This window comes from Lewinellaceae bacterium (assembly GCA_020636105.1).
GTDB lineage: Bacteria > Bacteroidota > Bacteroidia > Chitinophagales > Saprospiraceae > BCD1.
In genome coordinates this window covers 4,651,419-4,674,084 of the sequence record JACJYL010000001.1, presented here as the reverse complement: position 1 = coordinate 4,674,084, position 22,666 = coordinate 4,651,419, and the positions used below count along the sequence as shown (strand labels likewise).

The window sequence follows — 22,666 nt, the reverse complement described above, 5'->3', positions numbered from 1 at the left end:
CGCTGCACCTTGAATCACCTTAATCTGTGTTGGCCAACACAGATTAAGGTGCTCTGCACCTAATTTTAATTCGGCGGTTCATTATTTAATTTCAATAAGCACTGGGCAATCGAAATTTTATTTAAAGCGATTATTTTTGTTACACGATAATTAGCCTTGCAACCCAAAATATCCGGATCACCCGCATTTAACCATCAGCCCTTCTTCCAGGGAAAAATATACAGGTTGCGACAAGTTATTATCAAGTGCATTTCGGGATCGGCAATCTTAATCCCTGAAAAGTTTGACCAGTTCACCCTCATCGGCGGGGGCGATCTCCGTTAAAAATTGCCGGGTTCCGATATTGGTGACGCGATACACTTTGGAACCGATGCTCCAGTCTTTATCACGCACCTGGCCGGGGTTCATCGGGAAACCGTAACTGAAAGTACTGCCGTCGGGTTTGGGTCCCTTGACATAACACTGAATGCGGTTGACGGAATTGTTTTTCAATTTAAACTTGATAAAACGAGCTTCTTCATTGCGATTGGACTGATCCGGCTCCTGAACGGACCCGCCGTCCCTACTTTTTACGCTGACTTTGGGAGTACCTCCCGCATAAACGACACTTCCATCATCTTTAACAATACCGGTAATCGTTTCCGGTGAGCCAAGGGAGATTTTGCCGCGGCTCCACAGATTTACATCCACTACCGGGGCCTCCAGATCAATAGCATCCACCTGACCGATCTCTCCGCTGGCCTTCAATAAACCGGCTTTCCCCTGGAGCACCAGTTTCCCAATAATAGCCTGTGCACTAAATGTCTCCCGATCTATGTTGTTGACATAAGTGGTTTCGTGGGTGGACTGCCGGATGAATTCGAGGTTGGGTGCGCCGATGGAAATTTTGATGGGCTGGCTTGACTGTATCCATTCTTTTTGCTTCAACACCAGCCGTCCTCCTTCAACGGATCTTTCAATAAGGTTCATCAGGTTCTCATCGGCTGTTATCGTAAGCATTTCTTTGGCGCTGCAATCAACTGTCACATCGGCATAAAGATCGACCACAATGTTGGTGACCTTTTCAATGGAGAAAGTTCTAGTAATAATTTCCTTGTTGCCTTTTACCTGCGCCCATGCTGAAAAGGAAACCAATGTGAACAATAAAACAGTAAGTGATTTCATGATCAATTTTTTAAATGTTTGACAATTTTTTAATTCGACCACAAAACTAGGAGGATTGGAAAGGCCAGGCGTCTCAATAATGGGTAACAGGTCTCAAATCATAATTTAAGGCGGCTCAATGTTGCTGACCCGCTTTAAATGCAGAAGGAGACAGGCCGGTCATTTGTTTGAAAATACGATTGAAACTGGCTTTACTGTTGAACCCGCTGTCCAAAGCGATGGCAAGAATGGACAGGTGATCAAAGTCGGGATGAGCCAGTCGACGCTTGACTTCCTCCACCCGATAACGATTGACAAATTCATTAAAATTGCAGCCAAACCCCGAATTGATGATCTCTGAAGTATCATGAATGCTTTTACCAATCCCCCTGGACAGGTCCTTCAAGGTAAAATCCGGCCGGAGATAAGATCTTTCCTTTTCCAAAAAAATACTTAGTTTTTGCTTCTCTTTGGAATAGTCTTTGGCAAGATGATCCTCCTTGCCCAAAACGACTTCACCTACTTCAAAAGTCAACTCATGCAGTGTGGTCAGATCGGTAAAATAAGCTTTGATCCCAAAGAGCACTACGGCAATGGCAGAGAAAAAATGAACCCACCACCGATGCACATAACTCAAATCGGTGATCAAGGCATCAATCAGATCCGTCATGGCTCCGTAAACAAAAAGGAAACAATAAACGGTCAGAAAAATTTGTATCCATCTGAGTTCCAGTTTATAGGTATTTGAAAAAAACTGTTGGACCTTTTTCCGGTACCCTACAAACAACTGGATGGTAAAAGCCAGGTATAAAAGCATTGAACTAAACTGCAGCTGATACATAATGGGATCCACGTAAACGGAATGAAAATTACTTTGCCACTCCCCTTCATAACCCTGGTTCCAGTCGGGTTGACTGGCATCATGCGCCAATATCACCAGACGATATAAAATAAACAGCCCCACCGGCAGAAAGTGCCACCAATCCTTTTTCATAAATTTGAAAGGAGCCTCCAGAACAGTTCGTATATACAGATAGATCAATGGCCCCGCGGCAAGTCCCAGTGAAAAAATGTAATAATTGATCTTGGTATGTTCAAAAGTATCATACCACCCCATAAACCCAATGGTGTAGGCGGTGCGATGATAAACCATTAACAATAAAATCAAAGCAATCAGTAAATCCGTTACTTTTCGTTTGTGGTAATATCGCCACAACAACAATAGGGCAAAGATCATCCCCTGCGAGACGAAGATCAAAAGAGGAGTGCTCAGGAGGTTGAATTGTGGGAACATGAAATCAAATGGGTTTAGGTCTTGTCCGTTGGTAAAATGTATTTTTGGTCAAAGTGGAATTTTAATTTACAATGTACTAACGGCAAGAACCCATCTTTTGTTTAAAGCATTCCGTAATGTACAGTATCCCCTTTACCAAATACAATGAAAACCTGCCACCAGCTCTTTATGGCATTCACTTCGGCGACGACCTGATATTTTGGGTACAACAAAATATTGCCTTAAGAAAAAATCTGCGAAATCAACAGGAGCAAATCCCAAAGATGACGCAGATATAAGATGAACAGAAGGTCCTTGAATCTTAAAACCGATACCCCACACTCAATTTGGCAAAACGAGGGGTTCCCGGGATGAAGTGAATTTCGGTGACGGGTTCGGGTTCATCCTTCAGCCTGGTGGTCGTTGCAAACTGGGTTTCCTTCCATTCCCTGTTAAAAATATTTTGAACGGTCAGCCCAATTTCAAATTGGTTACGTACGTACCTGACTACAAAGTCATTGATAAAATATCCGGTTGCTACAATGCTGTTTTCTTCATTGGCCGGCCGGTCGCCCATGTAGCGGTATCGAAGACTTCCCTGCCAATGGTTCGTTTTTACCGTTAGCCCCCCTATGGATGTCAGAGCCGGAGCCAGAGGAATATACTGCTCGGTTTCCGGAACCCCCGCATAACGTGGAAGGCAATAGTTGATATCCATATCCGCTGCAAGCCAGAATACCGGTTGGTAGCGCAGGGAAGCATCGATGCCCTTTCTTCGGGTTTTCCCGCTGACCTCCACGATGCCTTCATCCCCGACATATACAAATTCATTTTGCAAGGTCAACTGCCACAGGGAGCAGCTCAACAATAGTTTCTCTCCCGGCTTGAGCACCATGCCACCTTCATAACCCAGCCCCTTTGGCAGGCTTTCTCCTGTTTTATCATCCAGTATGACACGGGCGTCGTTGGAATGAAAGCCCGTCCCGGCCATCCCGAAAAAGGAAATGGCATGGCTCAGGTTATAACGCATACTGAATTTGGGATTCAGCGTTTGTTCAAAGGCTTTTTGTTTCATATAATCAAGCTGGTTATCGTACCTGAACCAAAACTGGTCAAGACGCAGGCCTGCCGTCATTTCAAGCTTCGAGGTAAGCAAAAGGGTCTCATTCAGATAATACCCGGCATTCATTTCGGTGATGTTGCCCCGTTGCCGGTATACGGGGTTTTCGCGCAAATAGGTGCCGGCTAAAAAGCTGTCATAGGTTTGATCCGCACGAAAGTTGACTCCGGCTTCTGAAGTCAGCAGTTGCCCTAAGAGGTGACTTTCATGTCTCAAAAAACCATTATACCCGGCCAGATCGCGGTTTTCATGCTGCCGGATTTGATCGCCCCTGACAGGGTCGTTAAGAAAAAAAGTAAAATTGGAGAACAGGTTAAAATGATAACGTGAATAAAAAATTTGTTGCTTAAAAAGCAGGTTGTCCCGAAGAATGTGGGACACCTGCAGGTTAAAGTTGGTTCTCCCTGTCGTCCCTCCCTCGGTGTCATCGATGGCGCCAAACCGGGTGATAAGGCCCTCGTTTACGGCTCTTTCGGGGATCTGGCCGGAGGCGTTCCACTGGCTGTAAAAGGTGGAAGCCGTCAGCGACAGGGTCGTTTTTTTATTCAATGGGGTAACGTATTTTCCGAAAAGATTGATCCTGTTAAACTGTTGGGAACTTTCAAAATAACCATCCGAATAGGCATAATCTGCCGCCAGAAAGGCACTCTGGGAATTTTTGACGGGAAGCTTTATCGCTCCCAGAACCCGGTATGTATTGAACTGGCCTGCTTCCACTTTTACTAGACTGTGATCAAGCTGATTTTTAGTCTTCAACTCCACGGCACCTGCCGTAGCGAAATTACCTTGTTCGGCATAGTAGGGCCCTTTGGTAAAATCGATGTATTCCACCAGTTCCGGGATCACAAAATGAAGGTCGGCATAACCCTGTCCGTGCGCATGGGAAACCATATTTACCGGCATTCCATCCACTTTGATGTTCACATCAGTTCCGTGGTCGATATCAAATCCTCTGAGAAACAGCTGTTCGGCCTTACCTCCTCCGGCATGTTGTGCGACAAACATCCCGGGCACGTTGCGCAACATCTCCTGGGAAGATTCTACGGGTCGAAGCTGGGCATCCGTGGCCTGGATGGTTTCATACTGGGGGCGTCTTTTGCCAGTAATGGTCACAGCCTTCAGATCAACCCCCGGTTGGAGGAATACTTCAAGCAGTATCGTGTCTTTTTCTAAAACGGTAATCTTACGCGTTTGGGTAATAAACCCGATATAGGAAACCTGTACACTATAATCGCCGGGGATCAGACCTGTCAACTGGCAATCGCCTGAAAGCTGTGTCGTCGTTCCCTTGTGTGTTTCGATAACAAAAACAGTGGCACCAAACAGCGTCTCTTTATTTTCTGCATTGTAAACCCTGCAATTCACGTTTCCCGCAAAGGCAGTAGAAAAGCCAAAAAAAACGGGTAAAAGCCATAAAAACAAGTTGATTTTTGATTTCATTTCTTTACTTTTTTACTGAATCAGAGAACAACAAAATTACTGTTTTTTTAATAAAAAAGGTGAAAAATTTAGTCACTCGACCTAGCTCTGAGCAATGGTCTGGCGGGCAAAGTCGGCCATTTCTCCCTCCAGATAAGGGTTGGCATTCAGGGCCGCCTTGATCATCTTTCCGGCTGCTTCGGAATTTCCTGACTTAGCTTCCAATACGCCTTTACAAAGCCATAATTCAGGGTTTTTGCTGTTGGTCACCGAGGCCGTTTCGAGATGAACCCTGGCAGAAATAAGATCACCCCTGGCGATCAGAACCTTTGCCAAAAAAAGATTTACATCGATATTTTTCGGGCGGGCATGGTATTCATTCATGGCAAGCTTCAGAGCAGTATTGTCATCCTTTAAAAAATGCAGATAAACCTTGGCTTTATCCATATCCACTCTATGACCGCTGGCTTCATCTTCCGCCATCATCTGAATAATGGTTTGGGCAGTCTTTTGGGCATCATTCTCCCTGCCTGTTTTTAAATATACTTCTGCCAAACCTTCATAAAAAGATACTTCCGGAATGATGCCGATAGCCTCATTATATAGTTTTTCCGCATTTTCGAGATTGCCTTTTTTCATTTCAACAGAAGCCAGTCCCTGGATGGCAAAGGGGAAACCGGGACGTTCCTGCAAAGTGATTTTGTATTGGATCTCAGCATTCGTCAGGTCGCCGTAGCTGGCATAAATATTACCAAGGGTCACCCTTGTCCAGGCGGTGGATTCGTAACCAGGGTATCCTGCCTTGACGGCCATATCCATGGCTTCGATGGCCCCATCAATATCACCATAGATCTCACGCAGGTATGAAATACGAGAATATGAGCGCAGATCCGGACGAATGGAAACCATTTTGTCGGCCATTTTTACCGCCTCATCGTAATGGCCCAACTCAACATTTCCATCCACTAACGAGCCGTAAATTCCCGCGTTGTACGGATTAAGCACCGCAGCCTTTTGAGCAACTTCCAGTCCTTCTTCAAACTGGTGGAGGGAAAGCAACACCGATGATTTCAGATTCAGAGCACTGAAAAGCACCTCCTGTTTTTCAGGCTTACTTTCCAAAACGGTATTGACCATTTTAAGGGCTGCCGGGTAATAATAAGGGTGCTCTCCCGTAATCCGGGCCTCCATGATAAACAATTCGGCCATTTGCAGCCGAGCCTCCGTATCTTCAGGATTGGCCATTAATCTATTGTATAGTTTCTCATAGGTTTTTGTATATAGTTGCCCTTCTTTTTCCGGGCCGAGGTCTGAACTCCTGGTCAGTAAGGCAGGAATTTTTTCCATTTGGATGCTCAGGGGGGCTTGGTTTCTATGGCAAGCCTGGAACATCATTACTGAAGCCGCCATTAACAAGGCTGCAAAAAGGGTATATAATTTGAATTTCATGACTATCATTTAGAGGTGATAAAAAAACTGTGGCGGAACACCGCCCGCCACAGTCGGGGATTAAACTATTTGGTTTTCACTAATTTCAGGCTCTGTACCACTTTGTTCCCGGTAGCAATTTGTGCCATGTAAGTACCTTCGGCAAGATCGCTGCTGTTCCAGTCCACAGTATATTCACCGGCTGGCTGACGGGTACTCAATAAATTGCGCACCAATTTTCCGGTTCTGTCAAAAATGCGGATCGTCACATTGCTGTTGCTGCGCAAGCGATACTTGATGGTAGTTGTCAAACTAAAAGGATTGGGATAACTTGTCGCGTACAATTCAGGGGCTCCCAGGTTCATCACGCTGACCGTATTCCAGTCTGTGGGATCCAGAATGTCAGGCTGCGTATAAGAAATGGTCGCTCCACTGGATTTTCCGGTACCGATCCATGGCATTTGCACAAAAGGAAAAGTAGCAAGGAAAGTAGTGTCGTTGGATTCTACTCCTGTTGAGAATCCGAGTACATTCAGTAAGTCAGAAGTAACGGGAGAAGCATTCATATCAGACGCATCGTAATCGTCATACCACAAGCCAATGGCGGCAAGAGCCACACCTGAAACGGCCTGTAATTCGATTCTCGTCACGTCATCCTCCAAACGCCTTCCGTTAGGAAAACCATCCATGTTGGGAATAAACTGGATGTCCGTATTGGCGTACATCGGGTCCGTCAGGCCCAATACGGCAGCCTGGATGATACCCAACGAGCTGAAATTGGGGTCGTTTCTATCGGTTACCGGGGTGGCCATATTGAGCCGAAGCATATCGCCTCCGTTTGGCAGGAAGTTGTTGATGAATGGTTTTCCGGGAGCAAGCGGGTTTCCTCCTTTACCGGTGGCGAGCTGGTATGGGCTCACATTAGGTACTCCTGTGTGGAAGATAGGCCACAGATCCACCGAGCGGGGCATGCCCGGGCCGGGGAGCAACAAAGTACCAAAAACGGCATCATCCAGTGCGGTTCCGGCTACTGCGGGACTGCCTTTCAAGGCATACAACCCATCCTGCCCGTTACCAAAATCAAAAGCCTGCAGGGCATTACGCTGAATCCTCAAGGAAGCCAGGGCGGGCACAGCGCCGCCAAAAAGGGCATCATCCATGTAAAGACCCAACTCTGGATTATAGAAGTAGTTGCCAAAAACAGCCAGGCTGTCCAAATCCATGTAAGGGGTCATCGAATTCCATTTGTCTTTCATACCCAGCGGGATCACCGCTTCATTGGTAAGGGGCATACCGAGACGTGACACCTGAACCCAATTTCCGGAATAAGCTTCCGTACCATCGCCGTTCAGGGTTCTGATCATCCGGCGGCTGGCCGAAGCCCAAACGCCGATCACAAAATCACCGTCGAGGATGTTAATCGCCTGACCAACGTTTTTACCATCTTTCTGCAATTCAGCAATGGGGATTTGAATCGCAATGGTACTGGTGTTAAATCCGGCAAGACCATCCCTTGCAGTACCGCTACCCTGTCGTGGAGCATCACCGAGGTCAAAAATACCTCCGAGATCCACAAAGAACGGATCATCGACAGGTCCACAGAAGACTTTTTCTCCGTCAAAAGCCGTCATGATGGCACTGGCAAACAAGGCGTCATAAGTGGTATTCAACCCGGCAGCACCTTCAATGGAACGCATGCCTACGTAGTTGGGGGGCACTATTCCGTTAGTTAATATGGCTGTAAAGGATGCTCCACCGTCAGTACTTTTCTCCAAAGTATAAGTTACCTTATGATTTTGAGCACCGAGACGAATATTAAAAAAGGTGGTGGGGTCTTCATGTGTTTTGGTGAAGGTGAACCGGTAAACGATATCATCTCCGGGGGTACTCACATCGTTGTCGATGTGGATCTCATAGCGGATATTCTCTCCAAAAGTATTGTAATTGGGGCCGCCATGAGGCAGTTGCATTGGGATATAATTTGCAATGATGGTAATCATATTCGGATTGTCGGGGCTCCTGAATACGTAAAGGTCTGTGTTGTCCGCCAGGGGATCATCAGCGATCATGGGGGCTTCACGGTGACTGGAGGCTGCTGCCGGGAAATAGGTCCCTGCGATCAATAAAAGCAGGAAGGCCGCGGAGAGCACTTTTTGGAACATTTTATATAATGAAATCATCTCTTTTCTTTTTTAGGTTGAATTAATAAGTGCCTTGTTCTTCAACTTCAGTACCTCTCCATGGTTCTGCCACGTAAGGGAAGGTTGATTTGAATTCAAGGTCGTTGGTTTCCACTCCGGTGGAATACTTCAATACATTGAGCAGGAGGTTGGTCACCGGAGACTGGGTCGTATCCGCAACCTGGTAATCATCATACCAAAGGCCTATGGCCGCCAGGGCTACTCCTGAAACAGCTTGCAATTCTATCCGGGTGACATCATCTTCCAGTCTTCTACCATTTGGAAAACCATCCATATTGGGAATGAATTCCATATCAGCATTGGAAGCATAAGTCGGATCGGTTAACCCGAGTACGGCAGCTTGTACAATTCCCAGGGAGCTAAACGCAGGATCGTCCCTGTCGGTGATTGGTGTGGCCATGTTGAGTCTCAGCATGTCTCCTCCATTCGGGAGAAAGTTGTTGATAAAAGGCTTACCAGCAGCGAGAGGGTTTCCGTTTTTCCCGGTCGCCAACTGGTAAGGGCTAACGTTGGGTACTCCTGTGTGGAAGATTGGCCATAAGTCCACCGAACGGGGCATTCCCGGTCCGGGGAGTAAGAGTGTCCCAAACACAGCATCATCCAATGCAGTACCCGCTACTGCTGCACTTCCTTTTAATCCATACAATCCGTCCTGACCATTTCCAAAGTCAAATGACTGAAGTGAACTCCGCTGGATCCTCAAACCTGCAAAAGCGGGAACGGCAGCTCCGAACAGGTCATCGTCCATGTACAGGGCCAGCTCGGGATTGTAGAAATACTGGTCCAAAATAGTATCTGTAATCTCATCGTATGGGGTAATCGAATTCCAGTAATCTTTCATACCGACAGGAATGACGGCCTCGTTGGTCAGTGGCATGCCCAGGCGGGAAACCTGAACCCAATCACCTGACTCAACCGCTCCCGATCCGTTTGCTGATAAAGTTCTGGTTGCTCGCCGGCTGGCCGAAGCCCAGATGCCAATCACGAAATCTCCATCGAGAATGTTAACCGCCTGGCTGACATCTTTTCCGGCCTTCTGCAGATCGGCAATATTGACCTGTATGGCTATGGTGTGAACGTTGTAACGAGAAAGCCCGTCGCGCACTTTGTTGCCATTGTTCTGACGCGGCGCATCGCCAAGATCGAAAATACCACCCAGGTCTACAAAAAACGGATCATCGGCAGGACCGCAATAAATCTTTTCTCCTGTAGAAGCTGTCATGATCGAATTGTTGATAAGGTCGGTGTAGGTCGTTCCTAACCCCACGACAGGGTCTTCAATCGAACGGGCACCGATATTCGGGGGTGGCACGATGCCATTGGAAACGATGGTGGTCCAGGAATTTCCTCCGTCCGTACTTTTTTCCAAAGTATAGGTAGTTTTCAGGTTTTGCTGTCCCAGCCTGATATTAAAAAAGGTAGTGGGGTCCTGGTTGGTTTTATGAAATGTAAACCGGTAAGTAACCTCATCTCCGGCAACGGAAGCGTCATTGTCAATGTGAATTTCGTACCTGATATTTTCACCAAAGGAATGATAATTAGGTCCACCATAAGGCAATTCAGCAGGAATATAATTGGCTATGATGGTAATCGTATTGGGATCATCCGGGCTACGAAAAGCATATAAGTCGGTATTATCTGCCAATGGGTCATTAGAAATATGGGGTGCTTCCCGGTGGCTGGATCCAAACGAATCGGTAATGCTCACAGCTAAAAGTACCAGGGACAAACCCAGGGCTGTCCAAACTGGTCGCTTTAAGAAAGCAAGGTTAAATTTTTTCATTGTTTAATATTTTGTGATTTATGTAATAGAACAGCATGCTATTGATTTGAAATCGATTTCGACATACCTACGAAAGAGAAAGGGTTTTGGATTTCAGAAAGGATATTTTTTTCAAAAAAAATAAAAAAATCATTACAATTACCCTATAAAAAATTGATAATCAATTTTTTATGAAATTTACTTATTTTTTAAAAAATAGAATCCCTGTTTTTCAGAACATCAAATGGATGGCCATAAGGATGAAAATGAAACGTTCTAAATTGGAAAATCTTTGCTGGAAAATGCCATTGGCATGGCAAATTTTTCTTCCCTTGGAAATGCCATTGGCATGGCAGCTCTTTCCCGGTGACACCTCATCTCCGGAAGAAAAAAACTTGTTAAAATGATAAAAGGGTATCCGGAAAGGGCTCCTCAGGATCAGACATTCCCCAATACGTACATAGCGGAAAGCGTTGGAGTCGGACTACCGCCCTTCTTTTCCAGGGTGATGGCGAAAGCCTGCGCATTTTCAACCTGGGCAGACATCAACTGAACCTGATCGGACGCCGCATCGATCTCAAAGACTCCCATATCCTGGGGTTCACCATTGACAATGGCCCAAAGCTGGTATTGTTTGTCGGCTTCAGGGGGAGGCAACTGGTCCACCTTGAGCAGCACCTCACGGGTAACCGTATTCCAATAAACACGAACTTTGGAATCGGGACTGTTATCGGTCCCGGGCATTTCGACGATCCGGGTATCGGAACTGGCCAAAAGACTGTTGGTGTATGCCCTGGCTTCCGTTTCAGTCTGCAGGGTGGCCATCTGATCCCGGAGGTTTTGATTTTGGTCCTCAGCGGCCGCGATCTGTTGCTGGTATTTATTATTGTTGGTCAGCCAAAGCCCCCCGAAAACAAGGAGCAGGGCTACTGAAGCGGCAAGGGCCAGCTTCATGTACATTGGAATAATCCTGGCGGTTTCGGGAGTGGCATCTGCTCTTTCCATAGGAATAACGGCGGCGGCATCTCCCGGTTTTATTTGCGCTTCATCGTCAATAGCTTCCAGAATACCGGCCTTGAGTGACGTGGGCGGATCCACTGCATTGATCATGGCAAAAGATTCTATCGTTTGCTGAAGGCGCGAAAGCTCTTCCTTGATTTCAGGATAGATATGGGACATACATTCCACTTCCCGGCGTTCCTGCTCAGAAGCCGCGCCGAGGACGTATTCCTCTAAAATACCTGACGATATGTATGCTTTTATATCCAAAATAAAATAACGGTAAATACCTTTCTCAATGCCAAAACGGCGGTTCTAATTCTTGTTTTCACAGTGCCCAGGGGAATACCCAATGCTTCGGCTACCTCCTGCTGGGTGTACCCGTTGAAATAGATATAATCTACCATGAGCTTTTGCTCCGGCGGTAATTTTTCAACCAATTCCCTGAGTCCTATATTGTTGATTTTTATCGATGTTTGTTGGGCTTTCCCAATACCTACGTCAGAATCCGGGTTTGGGATTTCGACTATACCTTCTTTTTTTAATTTCCTTAATTTATCAATGGCCGTATTGCGGGAAATATTCAGCATCCAGGTAAAAATGGATCCCTTTTCAGGGTTGAACGAATGGATATGTTTCCATATTTTGACAAAGGCGTCCTGCATCACATCCCGGCCAATTTCTTCTGACCTCACAATTTTTGACACGACACCATACAATGCCGGGGCATACTTATCGTACAATTCCGCAAAGGCAGATTTATCACCCGCTTTTATCCGGGTAACCAATTGGTCGATATTTGTATTTTGTGTGTTCAAGAATTGTAAAAGTAATATTTTCTTTTGTATTTCTAATCATCTTACTGAAAGCAGCACCACCCCCGTAACGATCAGGGCGATGGCAAAATATTGTACCGGCCCCAGGGACTCTTTCAGGAAAGTAAGCCCCAATATCGCGCCGACCAATACCGACCCGCCAATAATAATTGGAATGCCCACCGAAGCAGAAATACCTTTAGAGAACACATAAAAGGAGGTAATTTCTGCCAGTCCGACAAATACACCCGCCAGCAACGCATAATTGATGCCTTTTTGCGAAATCTCCAAAGGCTGATCGGTTGTTTTCAGGATCAATAAAATGAGGCCTCCCAAAAGAGCCGCCACCACCTGTAGGATTACCGCCCCGACGATCTGGTTGATGTGACCTGAAGCAAGTTTTATGAAAACATTATAAGCGCCGAAAAAGACGGCCGTCATGATAGCGGGAAAGATCCAGTGCATAGGTTGTTTTTTGATGGAGCATCCAATGTTAAGCGATTTGATAAAATTACACTGAAAATTACAAACGACCAAACCCTTTTCTACACTGGACTTACTTTCCAGTCACCAAATAATTAGCATACTGAATAGTCACCTTGCCTTCTGTGGGCCCCTTATCTGTCTCCTTTCCCAAAGATTCAAAATCTCCCGTAATGGATACCGGCAGTTTCTTGTTCTTTACATCAAAGGTTACCTCTATCTTGTCGGGAAGATCGTAGGGATTATCCCTAAAAAAGAAATTGATCGTATAGGTTCCTGAATCTTTGGAAAAAGTACGCATCTGGTGCATGACCGATGTTTTGGGATCTATCCACATTTCCGCCAGGACGATATCACCGTCCGAATTGTCCGGAATGACCTTGATGAGACTGGTATTGATGCCCCTTACCTTTTCCTCCTTGACCAATATGGAGGTAAAGCCTTCGTTCATCATATTGAGGTATTCCATCTCCATGCCTTTTTTGGGCAAAAGGGTAAATCCTTCGGCTTTAAAATCGAATTTATCGGGGGCGGTATAAGTTACTTTCGCCTTTCTTTCCTTGATGTTGATAAAATCCACTTCCACCTTGATACGGGCATCTACGGTATATTTTTCAACCTTCTCCATCTTTTGTTTGAAAGCCATCAATATATCCCGGGAAGCGTCCTGGGCGTTCAGAGTGATTCCTAAAAGCAATAATGCTGAAAGTATGAATAGGGATTTGTACATAATTTTTTGTTTTTATGAATAACATCATTTTACATCAAATGGGTTTACTGAACGCGCGATTAATTTGACAGGAACCGATGCCAATGAACCCATTTTTAACTCAAAATATCCTTCCTTCTGAAATGATATAAGGCAATGCCCAGGAAAATCACCAGGTAGGCCATTTGCACGGAAATCGACCGCAATATTTTGGCTTTATCCAGTTCAAATTCAAAAAACGCCTGCCAGCCGGGCAGATAGGTGGTAAACAGCCACGGGTTCACCGGTTTCATCAAGCTAAAACCTATGGTACTGATGATGGTGATCCCGATGATGATGGCCACCGATCCGATGATGGGTCCAATGGAATTGTCGGAAAAAGAAGACAACATAAAGGCCAGCGCCGCCACTACCGTCATGCTCAGGGTGCCGTGAGCAAAAGCGGCAAAAAAGCGCCACGGCAGTTCATTGGCGGAGAAAAAGTTGATGGATTCTTTAAACACCATCAGGTCTCCTTTTCCGAAAATGAGAATGCCCCCTCCCATTCCGATCAGGATCATAAACAAGATGAGCAAAAGGGTATAAGTCCAGCCTGCCAGGAATTTGGCGATGAGCAATTTGGTCCTGCTGATCGGCCGGGTCAGGATGAGCCGGAAGGTTCCGCTGTTGGCTTCTCCTGCAATGAGGTCGCCTGCCACGAGGGCCACCAGGATGGGCACATGAATCCACAGCGTATTCAGGACCAGGTAGGTGATGAGGTAGCCATTGATCAGGTTTCCTTCAAACTGGAAATTTTGGTCGAGCTGCTGCATGATGAAATCGAACAGGTTTTGCCCTTCGAAATAAATGCCCGCCTGGATGGCAACGATGATCAGGAAAATGGCCCCGAAACCGATATAAGTCCTTCCCTTTTTGAAAATCTTAAACAGTTCGATCTTTATGAGTGTATTCAATGATTTCATGCGGTGGTGATGTTGATGAAGTACTCTTCGAGGGAGCGTAATGGTTTTATGGCTGAGACGGCGATGTCATGTTCCACCAGGAAACGGTTCACTTCGGAAATGCGTTCCTGTTCAATGGAAAGGGTAATTTTGCCTTCCGCCGATTCGTTGAGGTGATTGGCCAGGATTGATTCCCGGATCAGTTTTTCGGCTTTTTCGGCTTCATTTACAAAAAAGGAGACTTTCATCTCTCCCTGGTTGAGTAATTCCTGTACATTACCTTCCACCACGCTTTTTCCTTTATTGATGATGACCATCCGGTTGCACAATTGCTCGATCTCATTGAGAATATGACTTGAAATGAGAATGGTAAGCCCACGTTCCACATTGATACGCTGGATGAGGTGGCGCATTTCTTTTTGCCCCTGCGGATCGAGCCCGTTGGCCGGTTCATCCAGGATAATTAGATCCGGGTCGTGCAGGAGGGTCTGGGCAATGCCCAGCCGCTGCCGCATCCCTTGTGAAAAGGTTTTCACCTTGCTCTCGGAACGGGCGAGTAATCCCACCAGGTCGAGGGTCTCATCGATCTTGCGAGTCAGGTTTTTTACCTCGGAAATTTTTCCAAGGATCTCCAGATTTTCCCTTGCTGTAAGGTATTTGTAAAAATCGGGTTTTTCAATCAATGCCCCGATTCGGCTAAGCGTCTTGTAGCGATTATGGGCAAGATCCTGCCCAAAGAGTTTAATGGCTCCACCAGTAGGTTTAATCAGGGAGAGCATCATGCGGATGCTGGTGCTTTTTCCTGCGCCATTAGGCCCCAGAAAACCATAAATATCTCCCTTGTAGACCTTTAGCGACAGCTCATCGACCGCCTTAAATTTTTTGTAGTTTTTGCTGACGCTGTCGAGTTCTATATACGTTTCGCTCTTCAAGTTTATGTGATTTTTCCGCATCCGGAAATGCGCGTTTAAAGCTTTGTTTTTCGGTAACAAAGAGTTACAGGATAATGACACTTTTAAGGAGATTTAGTTCATTACCAAATAAAAATTAGACCTATTATTCAAAAAAAATATCCGGTTGAAAAGACTCGAAAAATGTGCCGTGCTTACAGCACTCACTTTCACTCCATGTATTGAGGGTGACGCCGTCACCCTCAATACATGGAGTGGCGATGGCACTTTTGTTAGGGAACCATTTGAACCATATGAAACCTCCATACCAAACAATACAGGTTGTCAAATGCCCCCTTCTTTTGACCGGTGTCTTCCCATCCACCTGTTGACCACGCCTTTGTAGACAAGATAGGGCTCTCCCTGTTTTTGCGCCAGGTACTGCTCTTCCAACCGGATCTGTACGGAAATACTCACATAACTGACCAACCCCAGCCCGAAGGTGACGGCATTGGGCATGAGGAGAAAAAAGCCGAAGTAAGAAACCCGAGCAGTTCGTGTTTTTTGTCCGTGTACGGCGGGGTGTCGTAACGAGTGGGCTTTATTATTAATGGTTACAATTGGCGCAAATGCCTTTGATCACGAGGTTTGCCTGCTGGAGACGGAAATTAAGGGGCAGTTCAATTGATGGAATACTGACGGAATTCAGACAATAAGTGGCATCGCACCGGGTACAGTGGAAATGGTAGTGCATATCCTCCGGGGCACATTCACAATCTTCATAACATAAAGCATATTTCACGGAACCCGAACCGTCGTCGATGCGGTGGATGAGTTTGTTTTCTTCAAAAGTTTTCAGTGTTCTGAACAAAGTGGACCGGTCGGCTCGTTCCAGCCCGGCTTCCAGGTCCTTAAGCGAAACGGCAGCCTTTTGTTCCGATAAATACTGAAGGACTAAAAGCCTCATGGCCGTCGGGCTAATGTTTCTGTGTTGCAGCGTTTTTTCTTCGTCTTTCCTGAGCTTCCTTTTATAGCCTCATGCGGTCCTTTTTCCTTCGAAAATATTATCAAGTCATCCTTTCTGTCCACTTCTTTCACAAACCCAAGCCTTTCGAGCAGACGGATGGCCCTGGCGTTTTCCTCATGGGTCAGGGCTGTTATCCTTTTCAACCCAAGCGTATCAAAACCGAATTGAATGGTCATCCCCAGCGCCGTGGTCATAAAACCCTTTTGCCGGTGCTGAGGCAACAAGACACATCCCAACTCTCCCGATTCGGCTTCAAAACCACGGTAATATCCGCATGTCCCGACCACCGATTGGGTTACGGGATCGACAATGGCCCAATGCACGGAATTTCCGGCGGCATAATCGACAATGATCCTTTTTTGCATTTCCCAGGCTTCTTCTGCGGATCGGGCCGGTTGCCCGTCGTAAAATGAAATCTCCCACAGGGCATGCATATCAGCATAAAGGACTTCCCTTAAAAGCAGGTTTTCACCGGAAAGGGCTGGAAAAGGATCAAAAGGAAGTTTTTGCATTGATTGCTGGTTTTATGTTAAACCTTGTTAATATCACCGCCAACTCAATTGTATCTTTTACCTATCCTTCAACGGCACCCAACTCTCGTCTGTCAGCTGAAGCGCCTCGTGCATAAAAGTCTTATACTCCGCATAGGTCTTTTGTTGCAGGCTGGCCAGTTTTTCTTCTTTCATCTTTTGGTGTAACGGGTCTCCCATGGGATCAATTTTCCAAATACCGTCTTCTTTCAGGAAAGCGACAGGGGCAATGGAAAAGGTTGACTTTATACCTCCGACAGCTTCCTGCCCGCTATAAAACATCAGGTTCTCAAGTCTGGCTTCGCTCATACCCAGATACATTAACCCTTCGTTTATTTTGGCCAGAACTTCTTTCACGGAAAGCCCGACAAGGGTATCCGCACTAAAAGTATTTCTAAGGCTGAAAACCTGGATTTGATCACCAAGGGTCAGGGTCTCAAGGGTTGACTTTTTTGTCACCAGGGCATGATTGATCAATCCCTGATATTTGCTTAAATAACGATTGGAAAACAGTTTGTAGCGATCCTCAAAACTCGTGGAGTCTGAATTGAATGTAGCCAGGTAATCTGTGGTCAGTTGATTGATCTGATCAGTCGCTTCCTGTTTTCCGGTGAAATTGGGCTCCACCATTTTAGCCAATGATTTCAGACTGTTTTGCTGGGAATCGTGGCTGCAGGAAAAGAGAAAAACGGACAAGCAGAAAAGTAAGAAAAAACGCATTTTAAGGTACATAAACAGATGCTTAAAATTATTAATGTTGGCAAAAATAATAATTCCTCTGTTGGGAGCACCGATTTTTCCATAAAACGCTGGCATCCTCCATTTTTATGAGTTTATTGCATTGAAAAAATAACCGCCTGGCAGGGTTGCAATGAAATGGTTTTTCCGTTGCGCTCCAGAGATTCATAATTATTGATCAGCAGGTCCCCGGCCAAACCGGCTTCTTCGAGTTCAATACTTGCATTTTCCTGTGAAAAATTCAGCAGGATCAATACTTTTTGGTTGTCCAAGGTCCTCGTATAGGCATAAATCTGAGGATGTTCGCGTTGCAACAATTGATAAGTACCATAGATCAGTATAGGGTTTTCCTTTCTGAGTTTAACCATTTTCCTAAAATAATTCAGGCAGCTATTGGGATCCTGTTCCTGATAAACGACGTTTAATTTAACGTAGTTCGGGTTAACGGTCAGCCAGGGGGCAGCCGTTGAAAAACCTGCATTTTCGGAAGCGTCCCATTGCATGGGAGTGCGGCCGTTATCGCGGGAAAAATATTTCAGTTTTTTCATAAAGAGATCGATATCGCCACCTTCATGAACCACCTTTTTGTATCCATTCAGGGCCGCGATATCCTTATAATCTTCAATTTTATCGAACCCGATATTGGTCATCCCAAGTTCATCGCCATAATAACAATAGGGTGTCCCTCTCATGCTCAGAATGAACGTATTGAGCATTTTGGAAGCAGCAGCCCTGAATTCAGGCTTGTTGCTGACGTACCTGTTTACCATTCTCGCATTATCGTGATTGGCCAGAAAAATGGATTGCCAGCCGTTCCGGGCAAAGGCACTATCCCACCGGGAAAACAGGTCTTTAAATTCCATCAAGGTAAAACCTTCCATCCTGTTGGCCAGATCAACGCCCTCAAAATGATAAGCCATTTGCAACTCATTCCTGTCGGAATCAACGAGGTCATGCGCATCTTCAAAAGTACTGCCCGCACCTTCCGATACAGCGAATACGTCATATTTGCTCAAAACCTCACGATTCATTTCCTTAAGGTAATCATGCAAATTCGGCCCCATGCCGTAATATTTGATGACATTCCTTACATCCTTTTCATATCCTTGCGGCAATGCAGGGAATGTAGTGTCTTTAGCCACAAACTGGAAAGCATCGAGACGGAACCCGTCCACCCCTTTTTCGGCCCAGAATTTCATTATGTCGTAAACTTCCTGCCTTACCTTTGGATTCTCCCAGTTGAGATCCGGCTGTTTCCTTGAAAAATAGTGCAGGTAATAAGCATCGGTCAGGGAATCGTACCGCCAGGCATCTCCATTTTCATCAAAATAACTCCAACGGTAGTTGGGCTTTCCTTTTTCAGCGGGCCACCAGTGGTAATAATCGCGGTAAGGATTATCCCTTGAGCTTCTCGATTGCTTGAACCATTCATGTTCATCACTACTGTGATTGACCACCACATCCATGACGAATTTAAGGCCCCGGTCGTGCATGCCCTGAAGCATCGCATCAAAATCCTCCATGGTTCCAAATTCATCCATAATGGCCCTGTAATTACTGATGTCGTAACCATTGTCATCATTAGGTGAGCTATAAATAGGATTGAGCCAAACTATATCCACCCCAAGGCTTTTGATGTAATCCAGTTTTTCGATGATTCCCCCCAGATCTCCCACTCCATCTCCATTTGTATCCTTAAAACTGCGGGGATAAATCTGATAAATAACCGCTTCTTTCCACCAAATTCGGTCCTGTTTATTTGTTTCAGTCACGGTCTGCGATTGTTGTGTACAACTTCCGAAAATAATGAGCAGGAAAAACAAACCGGCGAAGCCTTTCAAATAGTTAATTAATTCCATTGAAATCCTTGTGTTTTCAGGACACTCCCATGCCGTTTTTCCTGCACCGGAATGCCCGTTTTGGTAAATTTAAATACGAATCATATTATTCTCCAAAGATTTTGTACCCCCATGCGGTTCTCAAAAAATCAGGCACCAAAAGCAATGTTTGCATGAATAACCCAAATATCAAAAGATAACCTCAGGGATTATTTACTCCTCCGTGGTAAACGAAGAGGCTGGTAATCCTTCCTTATTAAAAAGGGTCGCCACCCCGTTATCACGCCAGGCATAGCGGGCATAAAGAGGTTCGGAAACTGTCGAAGCAGCAACCTGTATCTTGTCGCCAAAAATTTTGGCTTCCGCCGGAACAAAATTTTTATCCGCACCTGCAATCTCAAAGCCTGTCAGGTCACTGTGAGTCATCAGGCCACTGCCTTTATGATCAAAATCCAGGATCAGGCTGTTACCTGAAATTTCCAGGGACTTAAATAAAGGCCCGGAAGCCACCAGATCCTTTCCATAGTCATTGGCGAGGGCCAACCCGGCCAATCGGGCACCCACATCAGGTTTGTTGGCCGGATGTATATTGGCAAAATTCCCGATGTCCATGGTTACTACCATGCCCGTTCTGGGCGTTTTCAAAGCATCCCTTTGAGCATCTCTGAGCAGTTGACTGACATCCTGGCTGGCATCCGGCGAACCATTATACCGATATGGCGCAATCTGAACAAAGTAAAATGGAAATTCGCTGCCCCAACGTTCACGCCAGTCGGTGATCATCGCCGGGAAGAGCTTTTTGTATTGTTCCGCACGGCCTACATTGGCTTCGCCCTGGTACCAGATCGCTCCTTTGATGGTATAAGGAATCAACGGGCTGATCATCCCATTATATAAAACCGTGGGAAGGCTTGCATTAAATGTATGAATTTCAGGGCGCTGCGCAAGGTCAAAGGTAGGGTAGTCATACAGGTAAAAAAGGTTTTCGAATATTTCTGCCCGTGGTAAAAACTTCCAGCTGCCTTCAAGGCTTACGGTTTTTCCTGAGGCATTGGTCATCTCAAACGGCCCGGTGAATGATCCGCCGCCGCCGGTATCCACCACCCGGATGGCAATGGTATTTTCGCCTTCCGTCAGTACCGATTTGGGGATGGTATAAGTTCTTGCCACATTCCACTTACCGCTGCCCATCATTTCCCCAATTTGCTGCCCGTTGACATAAGTCACATCCATGTCATCAATGGCCCCGATACGTAAGGTATAGTCCGAACTTACATCTGTTACGTTTATCTTTTTCCTGAACCAGGCAATGCCGTCAAATGTGCCGGTTTTAAGGTTATCAAAGGCTCCCGGCAATTCAACAACCGGCCAGCCGGCATCATCAAAACCAGAGGCTTCCACCCCGCTATCCCTGAAATTGGCAGAATTCCACTCCTCCTCGGTCTGGGGAATCTCAAGCGTCTCCCAGCGATCAAACCATGCTTTGGTAATATTCCTGGGCGCAGGATCATTCATTTCAGCCATGGCTTCATCAAAATCCCCCAGGGTTTTCAATTTTTCCTGACTCGTCCAGGCCTCCGCAGGAGTGCCGCCCCAACTGGAGTGGATGATGCCTACAGGCACATTGAGTTCCCGATGGAGCCGTTTGGCAAAAAAGTAAGCGGAGGCGCTAAAGGCCCCTACGGTTTCTGGCGAAGCTACTTCCCATGTCCCGACAATATCCAAGGTCGGTTCGGGCAAACAGTTTCGGGTTACGGTAAACATCCTTATACCGGGAAAATCAGCCTGCTGAATTTCAGCTGCCGAATTCAGAATGGTATCATTTGGAGGCCATCCGGATAACGGCATTTCCATATTGGATTGCCCCGAAGCCAGCCATACTTCCCCGATCATAACATCCTTTATTGCAATAGTCGTGTCACGGGTAACAATATCAACCGTAAAAGGCCCTCCTGCTTCCGGGGTGGTAAGGTTAAGTTTCCAACTTCCTTTATCGTCAGCAATGGCAGTGGTTTCTTTCCCCCAACTGCCGGAAACCCGAACTTCCCCTTTTGGTGCATAACTTCCCCAAAAAGACACTTCTGTCTGTTGCTGAAGAACCATGTGATCCGTAAAAAGGGCATTGACCGACAAATTCCCTTTTTCCCCGGGGGGGCGGCATGAAGTGGCCAACACCAGCAAAAGCCCAAAACCAAGGAGGCTAACCGAACATTTTTTAAACATTTTTCTTGAATTTAGATTATCAATATTGCTCTAACAAAAAAAAAATCGATATAAAATTGGTGTTCTCAAAATCGGAATACATTTTTTTAACCGGGGAAAAACGCTTCTCAATTTTTCTTAAAAATACTTTTTTAACCCCACAAATCCAAAAGGATTAAGGTACTTCATGATTATTTAGACCGGTTTTAATGATGGCAATAAAAATTACCGACTTCCCGTAGAAAATGATCAATTACACCGATGAATCGATCATCATAGTATTATCTTTAATTATCCCGGCCCGCAATGAATAAAAATGGATAAAAATACGCTTGAAAACATCCGGATTCCCCTTGTCGCCCAGCCACAGGAGGCCATCAACTGGGAAATTTTCGTTTGTGACAACAATGATTATACGGTGAGCATCACAGCTTCCATGGGAGGGAAAATTGCATTTGAACCCGTCCGTCACATTTCGCGGGTCAGGAATACGGGGATTCCCTGGCAAAAGGCGATTGGCTCCTTTTGGTCGATGCTGACACCTATCCCGGTGCCGGGACGCATCAGCAGGAAGTCAGCAAGCAGGCTACTAGGGTGCTGGCACAAAAAACGGAGGAGGCAGGGGACACACAAATTTTCTGTGCGTAGCCACAAAACCTGTATTCCGGTAAAATTCATGGGCTTTTTTTCGCTTCACATTGGAAGTCACTTCGAGTTGAATGATCTTTTTTGACCGGGCCAGTTCCTTGAGGAAGTCGAGCAGTTTTTGTCCTAATCCGAGGCTGCGGTGTTCAGGCACGACATACATCTCTTGTATCTCCCCTACCAGGCCGCCATGGTGCATCAGGTTTTGCGCATGGCAGCTTAAAAAGCCAACCGATTCCTGTCCCAGGGTGGCAATGAGGTAAATATTGTTCGGGTTTTCAATATTTTCCTTAAATATTTTTTCCTGTTTCACTTTATCAAATACCTGCTCTTCCAGGGCACAAACGAATTGATAAACCGGTTCGAAATCGGAATTTCTCGCCTTTCTTATGGTCAGTTGATCCATGGATTTATTCAGTTTATTATTACCATACACTTTGGGGGAAAGCCCTGAAAATTCATGGTTGGTTCTCGCAGATGGAATACAATGACATTCCTTGCTT

At 45.8% G+C, this 22,666-nt stretch carries 19 protein-coding genes; 1 reads left to right on the top strand and 18 read right to left on the bottom strand.

The window, feature by feature from the left end; translation table 11 throughout:
- Positions 1 to 267: 267 nt before the first annotated feature.
- The 12 genes from H6571_17410 to H6571_17355 form a co-directional block, all read right to left on the bottom strand.
- Complete coding sequence (locus tag H6571_17410; protein MCB9325521.1) at positions 268 to 1,164, bottom strand: DUF2807 domain-containing protein; 897 nt, start codon at positions 1,162 to 1,164, stop codon at positions 268 to 270.
- 115 nt (positions 1,165 to 1,279) lie between these two features.
- Positions 1,280 to 2,437: an AraC family transcriptional regulator gene (locus H6571_17405; protein MCB9325520.1), complete on the bottom strand. Its 1,158-nt coding sequence runs from the start codon at positions 2,435 to 2,437 to the stop codon at positions 1,280 to 1,282.
- A 301-nt stretch (positions 2,438 to 2,738) separates the two neighbouring features.
- Complete coding sequence (locus H6571_17400; protein MCB9325519.1) at positions 2,739 to 4,976, bottom strand: TonB-dependent receptor; 2,238 nt, start codon at positions 4,974 to 4,976, stop codon at positions 2,739 to 2,741.
- Positions 4,977 to 5,057: 81 nt separating this feature from the next.
- Positions 5,058 to 6,404: a hypothetical protein gene (locus H6571_17395; protein MCB9325518.1), complete on the bottom strand. Its 1,347-nt coding sequence runs from the start codon at positions 6,402 to 6,404 to the stop codon at positions 5,058 to 5,060.
- Between the two features lie 65 nt (positions 6,405 to 6,469).
- Positions 6,470 to 8,545 carry a DUF4331 family protein gene (locus H6571_17390; GenBank protein MCB9325517.1) on the bottom strand — a complete coding sequence of 692 codons (2,076 nt, stop codon included), beginning with the start codon at positions 8,543 to 8,545 and terminating at the stop codon, positions 6,470 to 6,472.
- A 40-nt stretch (positions 8,546 to 8,585) separates the two neighbouring features.
- Positions 8,586 to 10,367: a DUF4331 domain-containing protein gene (locus H6571_17385; GenBank protein MCB9325516.1), complete on the bottom strand. Its 1,782-nt coding sequence runs from the start codon at positions 10,365 to 10,367 to the stop codon at positions 8,586 to 8,588.
- Between the two features lie 417 nt (positions 10,368 to 10,784).
- Entirely contained in the window at positions 10,785 to 11,615 is an 831-nt protein-coding gene (locus H6571_17380; GenBank protein MCB9325515.1) for an anti-sigma factor, read from the bottom strand.
- Positions 11,606 to 12,142, bottom strand: coding sequence for an RNA polymerase sigma factor (locus H6571_17375; GenBank protein ID MCB9325514.1), 537 nt, complete (start codon positions 12,140 to 12,142; stop codon positions 11,606 to 11,608). The genes H6571_17380 and H6571_17375 overlap by 10 nt, the downstream gene beginning before the upstream one ends.
- Positions 12,143 to 12,199: 57 nt before the next feature.
- Entirely contained in the window at positions 12,200 to 12,625 is a 426-nt protein-coding gene (locus H6571_17370) for an EamA family transporter (GenBank protein ID MCB9325513.1), read from the bottom strand.
- Between the two features lie 91 nt (positions 12,626 to 12,716).
- A complete protein-coding gene (locus H6571_17365; GenBank protein ID MCB9325512.1) occupies positions 12,717 to 13,373 on the bottom strand; it encodes a hypothetical protein in 657 nt (218 codons plus the stop codon).
- A gap of 95 nt (positions 13,374 to 13,468) precedes the next feature.
- Entirely contained in the window at positions 13,469 to 14,314 is an 846-nt protein-coding gene (locus tag H6571_17360; GenBank protein MCB9325511.1) for an ABC transporter permease subunit, read from the bottom strand.
- A complete protein-coding gene (locus H6571_17355; protein MCB9325510.1) occupies positions 14,311 to 15,246 on the bottom strand; it encodes an ATP-binding cassette domain-containing protein in 936 nt (311 codons plus the stop codon). Before H6571_17355 ends, H6571_17360 begins: the two co-directional genes overlap by 4 nt.
- 124 nt (positions 15,247 to 15,370) lie before the next feature.
- Here H6571_17355 and H6571_17350 point away from each other — a divergent pair, with 124 nt between their 5' ends.
- On the top strand, positions 15,371 to 15,589 hold the full coding sequence (locus H6571_17350) for a hypothetical protein (GenBank protein MCB9325509.1): 219 nt from the start codon (positions 15,371 to 15,373) through the stop codon (positions 15,587 to 15,589).
- A 201-nt stretch (positions 15,590 to 15,790) separates the two neighbouring features.
- Here the strand turns inward: H6571_17350 and H6571_17345 are convergent, their stop codons facing one another.
- From H6571_17345 to H6571_17320, 6 genes are all read right to left on the bottom strand, one after another.
- Positions 15,791 to 16,150 (bottom strand): transcriptional repressor, encoded by a 360-nt coding sequence (locus H6571_17345; GenBank protein ID MCB9325508.1) that lies wholly within the window; start codon positions 16,148 to 16,150, stop codon positions 15,791 to 15,793.
- The gene (locus H6571_17340; GenBank protein MCB9325507.1) at positions 16,147 to 16,722 is read right to left on the bottom strand and encodes a GNAT family N-acetyltransferase; all 576 of its coding nucleotides are present in this window, start codon (positions 16,720 to 16,722) and stop codon (positions 16,147 to 16,149) included. The genes H6571_17345 and H6571_17340 overlap by 4 nt, the downstream gene beginning before the upstream one ends.
- A 57-nt stretch (positions 16,723 to 16,779) precedes the next feature.
- Positions 16,780 to 17,472: a hypothetical protein gene (locus H6571_17335; GenBank protein ID MCB9325506.1), complete on the bottom strand. Its 693-nt coding sequence runs from the start codon at positions 17,470 to 17,472 to the stop codon at positions 16,780 to 16,782.
- A 101-nt stretch (positions 17,473 to 17,573) separates the two neighbouring features.
- Positions 17,574 to 19,337, bottom strand: a complete 1,764-nt coding sequence (locus tag H6571_17330) for an alpha-glucosidase (protein MCB9325505.1) — start codon at positions 19,335 to 19,337, stop codon at positions 17,574 to 17,576.
- A gap of 192 nt (positions 19,338 to 19,529) precedes the next feature.
- Positions 19,530 to 21,539 carry a beta galactosidase jelly roll domain-containing protein gene (locus H6571_17325; GenBank protein ID MCB9325504.1) on the bottom strand — a complete coding sequence of 670 codons (2,010 nt, stop codon included), beginning with the start codon at positions 21,537 to 21,539 and terminating at the stop codon, positions 19,530 to 19,532.
- Positions 21,540 to 22,107: 568 nt separating this feature from the next.
- Positions 22,108 to 22,569 (bottom strand): GNAT family N-acetyltransferase, encoded by a 462-nt coding sequence (locus tag H6571_17320; GenBank protein ID MCB9325503.1) that lies wholly within the window; start codon positions 22,567 to 22,569, stop codon positions 22,108 to 22,110.
- Positions 22,570 to 22,666 lie beyond the last annotated feature (97 nt).

Excerpts from the sequence above, each read along its gene's own strand:
- H6571_17410 (MCB9325521.1), bottom strand. The coding sequence starts at position 1,164 with ATGAAATCACTTACTGTTTTATTGTTCACATTGGTTTCCTTTTCAGCA.
- H6571_17405 (MCB9325520.1), bottom strand. The coding sequence starts at position 2,437 with ATGTTCCCACAATTCAACCTCCTGAGCACTCCTCTTTTGATCTTCGTC.
- H6571_17400 (MCB9325519.1), bottom strand. The coding sequence starts at position 4,976 with ATGAAATCAAAAATCAACTTGTTTTTATGGCTTTTACCCGTTTTTTTT.
- H6571_17395 (MCB9325518.1), bottom strand. The coding sequence starts at position 6,404 with ATGAAATTCAAATTATATACCCTTTTTGCAGCCTTGTTAATGGCGGCT.
- H6571_17390 (MCB9325517.1), bottom strand. The coding sequence starts at position 8,545 with ATGTTCCAAAAAGTGCTCTCCGCGGCCTTCCTGCTTTTATTGATCGCA.
- H6571_17385 (MCB9325516.1), bottom strand. The coding sequence starts at position 10,367 with ATGAAAAAATTTAACCTTGCTTTCTTAAAGCGACCAGTTTGGACAGCC.
- H6571_17370 (MCB9325513.1), bottom strand. The coding sequence starts at position 12,625 with ATGCACTGGATCTTTCCCGCTATCATGACGGCCGTCTTTTTCGGCGCT.
- H6571_17365 (MCB9325512.1), bottom strand. The coding sequence starts at position 13,373 with ATGTACAAATCCCTATTCATACTTTCAGCATTATTGCTTTTAGGAATC.
- H6571_17360 (MCB9325511.1), bottom strand. The coding sequence starts at position 14,314 with ATGAAATCATTGAATACACTCATAAAGATCGAACTGTTTAAGATTTTC.
- H6571_17355 (MCB9325510.1), bottom strand. The coding sequence starts at position 15,246 with ATGCGGAAAAATCACATAAACTTGAAGAGCGAAACGTATATAGAACTC.
- H6571_17345 (MCB9325508.1), bottom strand. The coding sequence starts at position 16,150 with ATGAGGCTTTTAGTCCTTCAGTATTTATCGGAACAAAAGGCTGCCGTT.
- H6571_17340 (MCB9325507.1), bottom strand. The coding sequence starts at position 16,722 with ATGCAAAAACTTCCTTTTGATCCTTTTCCAGCCCTTTCCGGTGAAAAC.
- H6571_17335 (MCB9325506.1), bottom strand. The coding sequence starts at position 17,472 with ATGTACCTTAAAATGCGTTTTTTCTTACTTTTCTGCTTGTCCGTTTTT.
- H6571_17330 (MCB9325505.1), bottom strand. The coding sequence starts at position 19,337 with ATGGAATTAATTAACTATTTGAAAGGCTTCGCCGGTTTGTTTTTCCTG.
- H6571_17325 (MCB9325504.1), bottom strand. The coding sequence starts at position 21,539 with ATGTTTAAAAAATGTTCGGTTAGCCTCCTTGGTTTTGGGCTTTTGCTG.
- H6571_17320 (MCB9325503.1), bottom strand. The coding sequence starts at position 22,569 with ATGGATCAACTGACCATAAGAAAGGCGAGAAATTCCGATTTCGAACCG.